General features: G+C 60.6%; 9 protein-coding genes. 3 read left to right on the top strand and 6 right to left on the bottom strand.

What is annotated here, in order from left to right:
• Position 1: 1 nt before the first annotated feature.
• Both FHT76_RS35855 and FHT76_RS41325 read right to left on the bottom strand, forming a co-directional pair.
• Positions 2–991 (bottom strand): alpha/beta fold hydrolase, encoded by a 990-nt coding sequence (locus tag FHT76_RS35855; RefSeq protein WP_259186421.1) that lies wholly within the window; start codon positions 989–991, stop codon positions 2–4.
• Positions 992–1,348: 357 nt separating this feature from the next.
• Positions 1,349–2,038, bottom strand: coding sequence for a helix-turn-helix transcriptional regulator (locus FHT76_RS41325; RefSeq protein ID WP_310503303.1), 690 nt, complete (start codon positions 2,036–2,038; stop codon positions 1,349–1,351).
• A gap of 401 nt (positions 2,039–2,439) precedes the next feature.
• Between FHT76_RS41325 and FHT76_RS35845 the strand changes: the two genes are divergently transcribed.
• Together FHT76_RS35845 and FHT76_RS35840 are read left to right on the top strand one after the other, a co-directional pair.
• Positions 2,440–3,195, top strand: a complete 756-nt coding sequence (locus FHT76_RS35845) for an SDR family NAD(P)-dependent oxidoreductase (protein WP_183758921.1) — start codon at positions 2,440–2,442, stop codon at positions 3,193–3,195.
• Between the two features lie 121 nt (positions 3,196–3,316).
• Entirely contained in the window at positions 3,317–4,828 is a 1,512-nt protein-coding gene (locus FHT76_RS35840; protein WP_259186420.1) for a cyclic nucleotide-binding domain-containing protein, read from the top strand.
• 22 nt (positions 4,829–4,850) lie between these two features.
• Here FHT76_RS35840 and tehA read toward each other — a convergent pair whose 3' ends face one another.
• Both tehA and FHT76_RS35830 read right to left on the bottom strand, forming a co-directional pair.
• Positions 4,851–5,834, bottom strand: a complete 984-nt coding sequence (gene tehA / locus FHT76_RS35835; protein ID WP_259186419.1) for a dicarboxylate transporter/tellurite-resistance protein TehA — start codon at positions 5,832–5,834, stop codon at positions 4,851–4,853.
• A gap of 5 nt (positions 5,835–5,839) precedes the next feature.
• Positions 5,840–6,718: an MBL fold metallo-hydrolase gene (locus FHT76_RS35830; RefSeq protein WP_259186418.1), complete on the bottom strand. Its 879-nt coding sequence runs from the start codon at positions 6,716–6,718 to the stop codon at positions 5,840–5,842.
• 391 nt (positions 6,719–7,109) lie between these two features.
• Here FHT76_RS35830 and FHT76_RS35825 point away from each other — a divergent pair, with 391 nt between their 5' ends.
• Positions 7,110–7,493 carry a PAS domain-containing protein gene (locus tag FHT76_RS35825; protein ID WP_183758915.1) on the top strand — a complete coding sequence of 128 codons (384 nt, stop codon included), beginning with the start codon at positions 7,110–7,112 and terminating at the stop codon, positions 7,491–7,493.
• A gap of 3 nt (positions 7,494–7,496) precedes the next feature.
• Here the strand turns inward: FHT76_RS35825 and FHT76_RS35820 are convergent, their stop codons facing one another.
• Together FHT76_RS35820 and FHT76_RS35815 are read right to left on the bottom strand one after the other, a co-directional pair.
• Positions 7,497–12,962, bottom strand: a complete 5,466-nt coding sequence (locus tag FHT76_RS35820; protein WP_259186412.1) for an AAA family ATPase — start codon at positions 12,960–12,962, stop codon at positions 7,497–7,499.
• A gap of 131 nt (positions 12,963–13,093) precedes the next feature.
• The gene (locus FHT76_RS35815; RefSeq protein ID WP_183758951.1) at positions 13,094–13,924 is read right to left on the bottom strand and encodes an alpha/beta fold hydrolase; all 831 of its coding nucleotides are present in this window, start codon (positions 13,922–13,924) and stop codon (positions 13,094–13,096) included.
• Positions 13,925–14,065: the final 141 nt, after the last annotated feature.

Raw genomic sequence — 14,065 nt, 5'->3', positions numbered from 1 at the left:
GCTAGTGTCGGCTGAGCTTCCGATCGAGAAAATTGTGGATCAGAGGCGCAATCTCGGGCAGCTTGTCTTCCAGCGCGAAATGACCGGTGTCGAGGAGGTGCATCTCGGCATGGGGCAAGTCGCGTAGATACGGCGAGGCTCCGTCGGCCGGGAAGATCTTGTCGTTCTTGCCCCAGACGATAAGGGTCGGCGGCTTCTTCTCGCGAAAGAACTCCTGGAATTTCGGGTACAGGGGGACATTGGTCCCGTAGTCGTGGAACAGGTCCAACTGGATGTCGTTGTTTCCGGGACGATCAAGAAGCGCCTGGTCGTGCACCCAGTTATCGGGGTCGATGTGCGCTATATCGCTCATCCCATCGGTGTACTGGAATTTTGTGGTTTCAGGCGTGAATAGCACCATCAGAGCTTTGCGGTTTTCGGGCGTGTCGTTCTTCCAGTATGCCTTGATCGGGTCCCAGAATTCCTTGAGGCCTTCCTCGTAGGCATTGCCGTTCTGGACAATCAACGCAGACACGCGATCGGGTTGCTTCAACGCGAGCCGATAGCCGACGGGGGCGCCGTAATCCATGAGGTACATCGCGTATTGCTTGACATCCAGCTTGCCCATCAGGCTGTCGATAATGTCCGCATAATGCTGAAACGTATAGTCGAACTTGGTGTGGTCGGGCGCGTCGCTCTGACCGAAGCCCGGATAGTCGGGTGCTATTACATGGTACTTGTCAGCAAGTATCGGAATCAAATTCCTGAACATGTGCGACGACGTCGGGAAGCCGTGCAGGAGGAGCACGACCGGAGCGTCGACTGGCCCAGCCTCGCGATAGAACACGTTAGTGCCGTCAATCTCGACGGTATGATACGTGACCTGCGGCACGACGAGTTCGTGCTCGGCTGCGGACTTCTTGGCGGCAAAGGATGTCGTTGGAATGGCGCTGGACGCGGAGAGCGCGAACACCAAGACAAGGGTCGCCCTGCTCAACATCAATCTGTTCATTTGAACCTCCAAGCTGACGGCGAAGCTGATTGATCTTGGGCATGGTCGGCCGTCGAATGCCAAGATTGCTACGCCCGACGAGCTTCAAGGGCGAGTTAATTGTAGTGAGGCACAGTGAAATCCCGCGAGCAGGCATGAAAGTCCAGTTTATCGATACGCACGAGCATGCTAGCCAAAGCCGTCGGCTTTCCCGACGACACGATGCCGCGGAGATCGAATGGCGGGATCGTTAGCAAGGAACACCCTGAGCGAGGTGTGGCCGTCGATGGTGTTCGAGGAATGCAATGTCCGTTTCCGGATTTAGCCCACGAGGAAGACACAGAAAGCATGAGGGCTGCACACTGCCGAGCATGCTGCTCAGAGCAGCTTCAGCCGATAGGCCGCGACGACAGCTTGAATGCGGGTGGTCACGCCTAGCTTCTTGATGGCAGTTTTTAAGTATGCCGTCACCGTGTGGCTGCTCAGACCGAGGATAATAGCGATCTCGTCGCTGCTCTTGCCTGCCGCTGACCACCGGAGGAACTCGATTTCCCTTCGCGAGAGAAGCTTGATCGCGCCGCTGCCGCGCGTGAGATCGTCCAAGGCGGTCATCAAATCGTATACCAGATCGGCGAGCTCTGCATTCGAGCAGTTCGATCCCGAAAGCATGAAGAGATATTGCCGCGCCTTGGCGTCATGCAGGGAGATTCCCACATTGCACGCGAAGCCGTCGTCATAAAACACCCCGCCAATCTGGCTTGCCACGCCTTCCCTTTCCGCCCGGGCAAAGAGCAATTGCTCCGACGAGACCGGGAGCACGCTTTCCTTCAGCTTTGCGACGATGTTGCTCTGGGTGAACATGTCGGTCGACCGATAGCTTTGCAGGAGATCGCCCGGCCAATTGGTCGTGATCAGGTTATCGAGAAGGCCGCCACGAGCCGCCTCTGGAAAGACGGAAACCAGGAAGAAGTTCAGCCCGAACTTCCCCACGACGTCGCGTATCGCGACCTCGAAGGCCGCCAGCCGACGGGGCTCCCTGTCCCATATGTGACGATCGTGATGGCTCATGACCTACCCTTTGCCACCACTACCATGATTTGGACCGTCTCGGTGTGAGATTGCGTTAGACGACCGCGCATCGCTCAGCTGCATACACCAAATTTGGGGCATTGGGCCCGTTCGGCCGAGCACCTATCTCGGAACACGGCGGACCTGGGCGACCACCCCCGCCTGAGTTCGACGTGGGCTTCCGTCACGAGGCGGAAGCCCGTTTGTTTGTGCCGCAAGTGAATAGATCAATCCGACTTAATCGAAAGCCCAACAGCCCCGAGCGAGCTACATTCCCATCCAGCGAACATATTCCACAGGGTTGAGAGCACCCAGATAGCTCCTCCCCACTACACCATACCTCAACAGCCCGAGCGTGTTCTGGCTGAACGCCTTCGCACGTCCCCAATAAGGAGAAACGCATGACCAAGAGACTTGAGAACAAGGTCGCCATCGTGACAGGCGCCAACAGCGGCATTGGCCTCGCCACCGCAAAGCTGTTCGCCGCCGAGGGCGCCCACGTTTACATCACTGGACGCCGCAAGGAACAGCTCGACGCCGCAGTCGCTGACATCGGTGGCAGCGTTACCGCCGTCAATGCCGACTCCACCAAGATGGAAGACCTCGACCGCCTGTTTGCCCAGGTGAAGGCCGACCACGGACGTCTCGACGCCATCGTCGTCAACGCGGGCGGCGGGAGCGTGCTTCCTCTCGGTCAGATCACCGAAGAGCAGGTCGACGACACTTTCGGGCGCAACGTGAAGGCCGTGATCTTCACAGTACAGAAGGCGCTTCCTCTTCTCAACAAAGGCTCCTCGGTCGTCCTGATCGGCTCCACGACCAGTATTGAAGGAACGGAAGCGTTCTCCGTCTACTCCGCCTCGAAGGCAGCAGTACGCAACCTTGCCCGTTCGTGGGCGCTCGACCTCAAGGGCAAGGGCGTTCGCGTGAATGTGCTGTCGCCTGGACCGACCCGCACTCCCGGCCTTGTGGAACTCGTGGGCGACGACAAGAACGCGCAACAGGGCTTCCTCGATGCTCTCGCGTCCACGATCCCGCTGGGCCGCGTCGGCGAGCCTGAAGAGATCGCAAAAGCAGCGCTTTTTCTGGCTTCCGACGATTCCAGCTTCGTGAACGGCGTCGAACTCTTCGCCGACGGCGGCAAGGCTCAGGTCTGAGCTTCCACGGGGCAGTCCTCTTTCGGCCGCCCCTCCCTCTCTCGTCATGTCTCCTTCTTGACGAGGGCAGCGCTTGCACTGTCAATTGCGCGGATCGAAACCAACCACATGAAGTGACCCTATGAACCTGGACGACGTGCTTCGCCTTCTGCTCGATCCGATCACGCAGTTCGCGGCGCTGGTCGTTGCACTCGTCGTAGCGAGAACGCTTGTCCGGGGCCGCCCGACGCACCGCTTCATCGTCCACATCGCTTTCTTCGCCATCCTCACCATCCTGCTCGTGGGTCACGACGTCGCTCCATGGACAACGGTCACTGGCGACGAGGACCTCACCCACAAGATGTTCATCGGCGTCGCCAAAGCCACCTGGTGGGCAGGCGGAGCGATGGTGCTCGCGAGTTCGGTGCGCGTCTTCCTGATCTTCGAGCGAAAACCTCGGGAGGGCCGCCTGATCCAGGATTTGCTCGTGGCCTTCATATACCTCGGCGCGGCTCTTTCGATCATTGCGTTCGTATTCGATCTTCCGGTACGTACCCTGGTAGCGACGTCTGGCGTCTTCGCCATCGTCCTGGGTCTCGCGCTCCAGAGCACGCTCAATGACGTCTTTTCAGGGATCGCGCTGAACCTTGGTCGGCCATATACCGTCGGGGATTGGATCGAGGTCGAGGGAGGCGCCCGTGGACAGGTGGTCGAGACGAACTGGAGGTCGACGCACCTGCTCAACGATACCAACGACCTCGTGATCGTGCCCAACAGCACCCTGGCCAAAGCCACGTTGACGAACCTTACTGGCACCGACTCCGTTCATGGCTCGAAGGTCGTCATCAGAGCATTGCCGACACGGTCGCCGGCGGTCATCGAGGAGACGATGAAGACGGTCCTCCTCAGCGCGAACACGATCCTCAAATACCCGGCGCCGTCGGTCTCAGTCACGGGCCTCGATGGTTCCGCGGTCGAGGTCGAGCTCTCCTTCAAAGTCGCTAACCTCGGCCGGACTGGGATCGCCAAGAATGAGATCTTCGACCTCGTCTTTAGGCACGCTAAGGCGGCAGGAATTCAGCTGTCGACCGCGGCGAACGCACTGACAGAGGCGTCGCCTGCTGAAAGCTCAAAGCATCCCGGCACGCCATGGCGCCTGCTGACATCGATCCCGCTGTTCTCGGCTCTCACCGAAGACGAGATGGAGACGGTGGCGAACACCATGAAGCGTTGCACCTTCAAGAAGGGCCTTGTCATAGCTCCGCAGAACGCTTCGATGACATCTCTGATGATCGTCCGGAGCGGTGTCGTATCGGTCGAGCGGGACGAGGAAGATGGAAGGAGCGAGGAACTGACGCGCCTGGCGCCCGGCGACCTGTTCGGTGAGCGGGGTGTTCTCATGGGCGCGCCGGAGCCAGCCACCATGCGCGCACTCACCTTCGTGGTGGTCTACGAGATTTCGAAGGACCATCTAGCGAGTGTCATGCATGAGCGCCCTGCCCTTGTCGAGGAACTCAGCCAGCTCCTGGCGAAGCGTGTCGAGACCGAGGAGCACCTGAGGGCCAACGGGAACGCTGGTGCGGAGGCCCATCCGGTTTCATTGGCAGCCAAGATAAGACATCTTTTCAGACTTCCGCACGGCAGCATCAACTGACATTTGGACGGCTTGGTCGTCTTCACTCCGCCGCCCGTGGGTGCGAGACGGTCAAAAGCCTGCCCTGGATCAGCAGGGCCATCGTTCCTATTGCGATTGCCCCGACAACGACGTTTGCAAACAAGAAAAGGTAAGGCGCCAGCTGGCCTCCGATGCCGTCTCCGCCGCGGGATGCCATTCTCATGGACGCAGATGCCAACGCAGTAGTGCCGAGCGTTGCCGCCCAATATGAAGGGGCGAACGGCTGCTTCATGATCCAAGGCACGACGCGAACGAGAAGCGCCGCTTGCAGAAGGCAGTAGCCCAGCAGCCCGTTTGCGAAGAGGTCAGGCGGGCCGGACGTCATGCTCAAGTAGGCGGCACACGCGACCGCAGGCGGAGCCAGAACGATGCCGAGCGTCGGCCGAAGTGCTGGAGCCATTTCCGGCGCAGTCAGCAGACGCTGCAGCAGGACGGACTCGGTAGCTGCCCAGGTGAACATCCCAGCGCCGAAAATCAACTGCGCGAGTCCCGTGTATCCGAACGAACCAAGGACAAGTGCCGACACGAGAGATCCCGCCACGGTCGGAAGATAGAGGATGGCCGTCGTCGCCTCGTGGTCGCGGCCGCCGCGCCACATGATCCCGGTTCGCCATGTGGCGAAGAGAATCGAGAATGCCATACCGAGGAACAGGAGGACGAGAGCCACTGGATGCGAATACGGCAGGACAGCTCGGGCCACGAGCATCGTCGCAACGCCTGCAAGGCCGATGAAACAGCAGTGGATCGGGTGCTCGGCCTCTTCCAGGGCCTCTTCCCTAGCAAAGATCCATTTGGCAGCGTAGAAGACGCTGATCGTCACCCAGACGGCGATGGCGACCACGTTGATCGCCTCGCCGACTATCGCGGGAAAACCCCAGAGTTCGTGCGCCAGCCGCCAGTCTCCGCCAAGTCCGGCGAGGCCGAGCACTATGCCGTACATGCCCGCAGGCACTCTGGGGAAGCTTCGGTGATTGCGTGCACTCATTGGCGTCAGCCCTCCACGAACCTGAATGCAGTCCCCGCCCGCTCCACGTAGCCAACGCCCGGATAGGTCCAGTGGTAGCCGAGCATGCGAAGCTTTTCGTTTGCCGCCTTGTCGAGCAGCGAAGCCCTATTCTTTAGGGCGATGTCCGGCTCAGTATCGAAGCCGAAGTGCCATCTCGGGTTCTCGAAGGAAACGACGTTGTTCGGAATGACATCGCCAGAGATGAGGAGATTTCCATCGCCTGCGAGTTCCAGCGAAATGTGTCCGGGCGTATGTCCCCGAGTGCTCACCACACTCATGCCCGGTACGATCTCGTCTCCCGGCTTGACCAGAGTAAGCCTGTCCTTAACGGCGACCAGATCCCGCTGCGCCCCTCGGGCGAACTCATGCAGGGGCTTTGGCATCGCCGTCTCGTAGTCGGGATCGGTCCAAAACGACCATTCGGCCTCACTGACGTAGTAGTGGGCGTTGGGAAACATCAGCGAGCCATCGGATCTCGTCGTCCCGCCCGAATGATCGGGATGAGCGTGGGTAAAGATCACCTTGGTGACGGATTCGAAGTCAACGCCAATAAACGCCAGGTTTTCCGCAAGGCGTCCATCGCTAGGCTGAAAGTTCGATCCCGCGCCCGTGTCCACGAGCATGATATCGACGCCGTGGCGGATCAGCGGGACGTTGGTCTGAAGGGGCGCGCTGTCCGCATCGCCTCCGAGCCGCCCGAGGATCGTTCCACGCTCGTCGGATGACGCTTCCGGCATCAGGATGTCCCACGGAAGCGTGATGTAGCCGTCGCTCAGCACGGTGATGTCGAACTGGCCATGACGGAGATTGTGAAAGCCCCGCGAGAAGACTTCCGACGGAAGGTGTGCACGGTCCGGATTCATTAAAGCCTCCTCAACGCCGTCGGACGACTGGCCGCGGCGATGACAGGGTGTTCCCGCACCGTCGCATTGGCGAGTATGTTCCTGTGAGTTGAGGGGCGTTTTCGCCAGACACTCTCTGTAATATTCAACCATGCATCGCGCATTGGGAAGGCAAGCCTGTGGGGCCGACCTTAGGTGACAACGCAGGAAAATCGCGCGTCAAACGCTCGTCAGACGCCAAATTTGGATGCGATCCCTCCCGAGCTTTCGCTCTGTCCAAATATTCCCTTAGAGGGGAGCGTTGTTGCATTTGTGAGTTCTTGTGAGAAATAGAGCGATAGACCGCCTTCAGGTTGCAGAAACCGTGGCGCGGCGGTACCAATTCGGCAAACTCCAAGGATCGGAACCGTACATGATTTTTGATCTGCAGTCCTTCGGCCCGCTCGAAGTCGAGGAGGCAGGAATTTTCACTTGGAACGTCAGCGCGGATGTGATGTTCGCCGACAGCGCGGTCGCACTTCTCTACGGCTTGCCTGCCGAAAGCGCGATCAGCGGGCAGAAGATGTGCGCCTATCTCGAGCGCATCCATCCCGACGACCTGGCAAATGTCGCGCTCGCAATACACACCGCCATCACCTCATGCGGCCGCTACCACGCCACCTATCGGGTCAGGGGAGCGCTCGACATCTATCGTCCTGTAGAGTCCTGGGGCCGCTGCTTCCGTGGCAGCGAACGAGAACAGGTCCAGTTCGCCGGAATTATACATCCCGCAGAACCGACACCGCCTGGTCAATAGACCCTACGGAGCCGTCCGGACGACAGCGCCTCCTTTCAAGGTGAAGGAGAAGACGCTTCCTGTCGGCTCGTTCGCCCTCACCCACAGCGTGCCGCCATGGGCCTCGACGATCGAGCGGCAGATCGACAGACCCATTCCGAGGCCCGCTGTCTTCGTCGTGAAGAAGGCGTCGAAAATCTCGTCTCGACGTGACGGCTCGACACCCGGACCGCTGTCCGTCACCGATACCATGATCTTGCCGTCCTCCAGCCGTTCGCTTCGAAGATGCAGGCTGCGCGGCCCATCCGTTGCCGATCCCATCGCCTCGGCTGCGTTAAGGATAAGGTTGAGAACGACCTGCTGCAGCTGGATGCGGTCTCCCACCACAGACACCACATCGGGATCAAGATCCGTCGCCAGCGATATGCCGTGCCGCTGCAATTCGCCACGCGTCAGCACGATCACGCCGTCGATCATGCCGTTGATGTCGACAGCCTCCATCGAGAGCGGCGCCTTTCGCGCGAGTGCCCTGATGCTGGCGATGACGTCTCCGGCGCGGTGGCTGTCACGAATGATGCGCTCGGCCGCCTGACGGGCCTCCTCGATTTCCAGCTGGCCTTCGCTCAGCCATTTCAGGCAGGTCGCCGCGTTCATCACGATGGCCATTAGCGGCTGGTTGACTTCATGCGCGATGGAAGCCGTCAACTCGCCGAGCGCGGTCAGCCTTGCGGCACGCGAGAGATGCTGCTGTGCTTCCTCCATCCGTTTCAGGTCGTCGATATCGATGTTGGTGCCGTACCATTTGATGATCGCTCCTTGCTGGTCACGCATTGGTGTCGCGCGTATCAGGAACGAACGGGCGACGCCATCCATGCGGATCATCCGCGCCTCAACCTCACCCGCCTCGCCCACACCGAGCACCTCGATCCATTTCGCAACGACCTTGTCGAGGTCGTCTGGATGAATGGCACGCATCCATCCGTTACCGAGGGATTCTTCAAGCGTAAGCCCGGTGAAGTCGTGCCAACGTTTGTTGAAGCTCAAAAGCGTGCCGTCGATATCGCTGTTCCAGGCCAGCGCCGGGATCATGTCGTAGGCGAGCCGAAGCTCCTCGGCGGCTTGCCGGGCCTTCTCCTGGGTGTCCTTGGAGGCCTGGTAGAGGGCAGCGTTCTCCAGGGAGATCGCCGCCTGTGAGGCCAGCAACTGGAGGACCGCAACCTGAGCCTGCTTGAACAGGTTGGTGGACAAGCCGTTCTCGAGATAGAGGACGCCGACGAGTTGCTGCTGCTTGACGATCGGAAGACAGAGGATGGATGTCGATGGTACCTCACGCACGTAAGGGTCTTCGGCGAACGGATGCTCGTTGCCGACGCCATCCAGGATCACGACATCCTGCGTCCTGGTCACGTAGGCCAGAACCGTCTCCGGCAGCCTTCGCTCGAACGTGTTGAGCTTTACCGATATGCCGTCGTCATAGGTCACGGCCTCGGAGACGATCTGCATTTCGCCGTCCTTCGGCAGCAGCAGCAATCCCCTGACTGCGCCGGAATGCTCCACGACGGTCACCATCAGGCGTTCTATCAAGCGATCCAAAACGATCTCTCCGGACACCGCCTGAGACATCGCAACGACCGCCGCCATTTCCAGAGGGTGATCTTCGGACTTCGCTATCCCGTTGGACTCGCTCCCTATCCCTGGGTTCTCTTCGTCCAGCCTCCTGACGATCGCAGTCGCACCCCATGCCGAGAAGCACGCTCTGGCGTTCTTCAGGAAGCTTTCGGCGGTCGATTTCAACCCGAGCGAGCCTGAGAAGCGCCCTGCGAGTTCGCTTGCGATCCCCTCGTTCTGGACGAAGCCGTGCTGCCGGGCCGAAGCGATCGCCTTCTCATAGAGTTCGAGGGCGTCGATCGACCTGTTTTCCAGCCGTGCCATCTCCGCCGAAAGCAGGAAGGCCCGATTGCCGAAGTTCTCGGGACTGCTCTTGGCCCAGATGTCGACATGGAGCTGGTGAAGCCGCAATGCCTCGACGTGCGCGCCGCGACCCATGTCGTCGGATCGAGAAGCGGCCGCCGCGTGTGCGAGAGCGCTGTAGAAGTGGAACTCTGCGATTTCGACGAACGACTTCGCACTTCTGTTGGAAGCTGCCTCCCGCGATGCCGCCAGTGCGCCGATGTAGTCTCCCGCCAGATAGCGCGCCACGATCCTCTGGATCCAGTACCATGCTAGGACGAGCTTCAGGCGCTCCCCTGCTTCGACCAGATAGGTTTCAAATGCCTCGCGGACCGGGAGGGCGGGATCAGGCTCTTCAATGTCACGCAGTTCCCGGATATGGAGGAGCTGCCCTGCAGCCGCGTCGGCCGCCAGCGAAAATCCGGTTTTACTGGCAGCTTCCAAGAACTGTTGCGCGTCCCGTTGAGCCGCTTCCAGATCGACACCGCGGATAAGAAGATGCGCAACCAGCGCCTCCCCAGGCGCAACGCTGAAGACCAGGTCTGCCCCGGCAACCGCTGTCGCTATTGCCTGGCGGGAGTACTTCTCCGAGATCGATAGATGCTGGGTCCAGGGCACGCAAAAGCAGCCGTAGCAGGCGTAGACGCGGGCCTTGAAGCGATCCATTCCATGACGCTCGACAAGCTCCAGCCCCAGCCTGCCGAACTGTCCGCCGGACGCGTAGTCGCCCGATCGCAGACCAAGCGGAATGATGACCGAGACGTAGGCATAGCAGGAAGCGTCGCAGTTGCCGTGGCGGAGGCTGAGCGACACCATCTGCAGGTAGATCAGTTCCTCGAGATTTCCGTCCGTGACGATGGCGGGGAGGATCGTGTACGCGAGTACCTCCATCGCGGCGAGCCAGTCGCGGTCCTCCATCCGCGGAAGGTGAACGAGCTGATCGATGGATCGTCCCGCTAGCCGCTCGTACAGATCGTCGATGCCCGCGCGAACCTCGGCGTCGCTCGGATTAGCGGACCACTCGATCCCGAAGTCGCGCAGGTACTCGAGCGCCACCTCCACCGCCTTGTCCTGGTCTCCGAGCGTCAGATAGAGGGATGACCGTAGGCCGACCACGGCGCCGCGATCAACCGCGTCCTCCGCCTTTGCCGCGAGATGAACGAGATGGGCTTCCGCGACCTCGTTCTCGCCTGACAGATACTCGCACTCGGCACTCTCGAGTTCGAGTGGAAATCTAATTGAGTACCGCTCCCATCCAGCCTTCTCGATCAGGCTCAGGCCCGTCTTGAGATATTTGAGGGCGGAACGGTATGCGACAGATGCCTTGGCGCGCCTGCCAGCTTCGAGGAAAAGTTCGGCGATCCTCTCGAGTCTGTGGGGATCGACCGCCTGGTCGAGGCCGCGCCCGAGTTGGTCAGCCACCTCGAAGATATGCTTCTTCAGCGCGCCCGGCGGCAGCTTTTCCATCAGCGCGGAGCCGATCCGAAAATGAATCTCCGGCCTCTCAGCCTCCGACACCATGCGGTATGCGGCTTCCTGGACCCTGTCGTGCACAAGCACGAAGTCGTCGTCGGAGCGCAGCAGCAGTCCCCCTTCGACGGCCTCCCACAGAATGCCGACGACCTCCTGCCTCGGCTTGGCTGTGATCAGCGAAAGGATAGTCGCGGACGTGCCGTTCCCGAGACATGCCATCAGCTTGACCATCTCGAGAGCGCGGAGCGGAAGCCTGCCCAGCTTCGAGACCACGAGATCTGCGACGTTGTCGGTGATCTTCGTCGCGCGGATCCTGTTCTCGTCCCATCTCCATTTCGTGGTCTCGTGGTCGTAGGAGAGCGCTCCTTCGAGATCGAGGGCTTCTATGAAATGAAGAACAAAGAACGGGTTTCCGCCCGTCTTCTGTTGCACGAGCTTCGCCAGCCGCGCGACCGACGGGACATCGTTCCCAAGCATGTCGGCCAGAAGGTGTCTGATTTCGCCCTCGTCCAGCGGGCCAAGACGCAGTTCGTCATAACGGCAGCTTCCGGCCCTGAAGGCATCGCGCGCATCGTTCAGCGGATGCCCGCGAGGCACCTCGTCGTCGCGGTAGGCGCAAATGAGCATGAGATTTGCGACGTCCTCGTCCACGGTGATCCTTGCGAGCAGATCAAGCGTGGGGATGTCCAGCCATTGCAGATCGTCTATGAACAGGACGAGCGGATTGTCCGGCCGCGCAAACACCTGAATAAAACGGCTGAAGACGAGATTGAAGCGCGACTTCGCTTCGTGGGGCGCCATGTCGGGAGCCGGAGGCTGCTCGCCGATCACCAGCGCAAGTTCCGGAATGAGGTTGATCATCAATTGCGCGTTCGGACCGAGGGCCTCGCTCAGCGCCAACCGCCAGCGCCCCAGCTCCGCCTCGCCCGCGCCGAGGATCTGACGTACAAGTCCGCGGAAGGCCTGCGCTATCGTGGCGTAGGGGATGTCGCGCGTGTACTGGTCGAACTTCCCGGCTGCAAACAAACATCCGCTGAACGGGATCGACTTGCGCAGTTCTCGAATAAGCGACGACTTCCCGACGCCTGCGGGACCGGAGACGAGAGCTACAGCCTTTCCGCCCGGCGATCTGGCGACCTCGAACGACTCGCAAAGAGTGCGTATTTCCACAGAGCGGCCATAGAGCTTGTCCGGAACCTGGAGATGCCGCAGGGCGTCTGCTGTTGCCACGTCGAACTCCTCGACGCGTCCCGTCGAAGCAAAACTGCCGAGACACCGCCTGAGATCGCTTTCGAGGCCCGCAGCCGTCTGATAGCGGTCGCCGGGGTTCTTGCTGAGGAGCTTAAGTACGATCGACTGGACGACAGGCGGAATGGCATCGTGCCGCTCCCTCGGAGGTATTGGTCGGCGGGCGACGTGGGAATGGATCCATTCCATTGCGTCCACCGCCATGAACGGAAGTTCGCCCGTGAGCATCTGATAGAAGACGATGCCAAGAGAATAGAGATCGCTCCGCTCGTCAACGGGCTCCTTCATTCGCCCCGTCTGTTCGGGGGACACATATGGAAGCGAGTCCGCCATGCCACGCGCTGTGGCGGGCAGCTCGGGCACACTCGTCTGGGAGCCCGCCTTTCCAAAGCCGAGCAGCCGAACCGCTCCCAAATCATCTGCAAGAAAGCGGTCTGGGCGAAGATCCTTGTGGATCAGGCCCCGTTCGTGAACCTGTCTCACCGCTGCTGCTGCGTTCGTGGCCACGGCAAGAAATCGGCCCAGCTCGAATGGACGGCCTAATTCAGCAGTCAGCGGCAGCCCGCCCTGGTCCTGCAGCACCAGGAACTCCCGGCCATCGTAACGTTCCAGTGACAGAGGAGTTGCCGCCCACTTTTCATCGAGGCGGTCGGCGAGAGACAGCACGTATTCGAAGCGTGGATGGCATTCGCTGACGGTGTCCGGAGAAGCGGCCGTGACCAGTAGGAGCGGAGCGCCGCCGTCGCTGGCCGTGCCTCGATAGAGAGCGCTGACAGCGTCCTCGCGAAGCAAATGCATCTGGTAACGGGACAGGTCCATCACGAAGCTCCGTATGCCAACGGCTGAGGCCGCTCGTGATCCTAAACTAATTTTACAGGGGCGCCATCGTGGGCGGTTCGAAGGTCGTCGAGAAGGCCGGCCTGACATCCAGCCTCCCAACTTGCTTCCGGCTACGCCTTGATGAAGGCAAGGATGTCGGGGTTCAGGACGTCCGGGTTCGTCGAAAGCATCCCGTGCGGATAGCCCTCGTACGTCTTCAGCGTCGCGTTTTTCAGAAGCTTGGCCGACAGCGGCCCGGCGTCGGCGTAGGGTACGACCTGGTCATCGGTGCCGTGCATAACGAGAACGGGAATCTCGATCTTCTTCAGGTCTTCGGTGAAGTCAGTCTCCGACCAGGCCTTGATACACTCGTAGTGCGCGTTTGCGGCGCCCATCATGCCCTGGTGCCACCAGTTGTTGATCAAACCTTGCGAGACTTTCGCATTGGGCCTGTTGAAGCCGTAGAACGGCCCGGTCGGCACGTCGATGTAGAACTGCGCCCTGTTGTCGGCGAGCGCCTTCCGGAGGCCGTCGAAGACTTCGATCGGCAGACCGCCGGGGTTCTTCTCCGATTTCACCATGACCGGAGGCACGGCAGCGACGATCACCGCCTTCTTGACGCGGCCGGGCTTGGCGCGGGCGACATAGTGGACAACCTCCCCGCCCCCGGTCGAATGACCGACGTGGACCGCGTTCTTGAGATCGAGCGCCTCGACCACCTCGGCGACGTCCGCTGCGTACGTATCCATCTCGTGCCCCGTGCGGCTGTGGGAAGAGCGGCCATGCCCGCGTCGGTCGTGTGCGATGACCCGGTAGCCCTGGGCGATGAAAAACAACATTTGATTGTCCCAGTCGTCGCTGCTGAGTGGCCAGCCATGGTGAAACATGATGACCTGCGCATCCTTCGGACCCCAGTCCTTGTAGAAGATCTCGGTTCCGTCCTTCACTTTCACAGTACCCATGAACTTGTGCTCCGTTGCGGGTGATGGTTTCTGTTTCGTGGCGGCTTCGGCAGCCGTCGCGGGCAGTGCAAGAGCGAGCGCGACTGCCGATCCGGCGATCACCGCTTCCCGTCTGGTGATTGAAACATCCGGCTTGAATGT

The sequence above is a fragment of the Rhizobium sp. BK176 genome (assembly GCF_024808055.1).
Note: the sequence above shows the minus strand (reverse complement) of the source record. Positions and strands in the feature narration are given on the sequence as shown.

Excerpts from the sequence above, each read along its gene's own strand:
- FHT76_RS35855 (WP_259186421.1), bottom strand. The coding sequence starts at position 991 with ATGAACAGATTGATGTTGAGCAGGGCGACCCTTGTCTTGGTGTTCGCG.
- FHT76_RS41325 (WP_310503303.1), bottom strand. The coding sequence starts at position 2,038 with ATGAGCCATCACGATCGTCACATATGGGACAGGGAGCCCCGTCGGCTG.
- FHT76_RS35845 (WP_183758921.1), top strand. The coding sequence starts at position 2,440 with ATGACCAAGAGACTTGAGAACAAGGTCGCCATCGTGACAGGCGCCAAC.
- FHT76_RS35840 (WP_259186420.1), top strand. The coding sequence starts at position 3,317 with ATGAACCTGGACGACGTGCTTCGCCTTCTGCTCGATCCGATCACGCAG.
- tehA (WP_259186419.1), bottom strand. The coding sequence starts at position 5,834 with ATGAGTGCACGCAATCACCGAAGCTTCCCCAGAGTGCCTGCGGGCATG.
- FHT76_RS35830 (WP_259186418.1), bottom strand. The coding sequence starts at position 6,718 with ATGAATCCGGACCGTGCACACCTTCCGTCGGAAGTCTTCTCGCGGGGC.
- FHT76_RS35825 (WP_183758915.1), top strand. The coding sequence starts at position 7,110 with ATGATTTTTGATCTGCAGTCCTTCGGCCCGCTCGAAGTCGAGGAGGCA.
- FHT76_RS35820 (WP_259186412.1), bottom strand. The coding sequence starts at position 12,962 with ATGGACCTGTCCCGTTACCAGATGCATTTGCTTCGCGAGGACGCTGTC.
- FHT76_RS35815 (WP_183758951.1), bottom strand. The coding sequence starts at position 13,924 with ATGGGTACTGTGAAAGTGAAGGACGGAACCGAGATCTTCTACAAGGAC.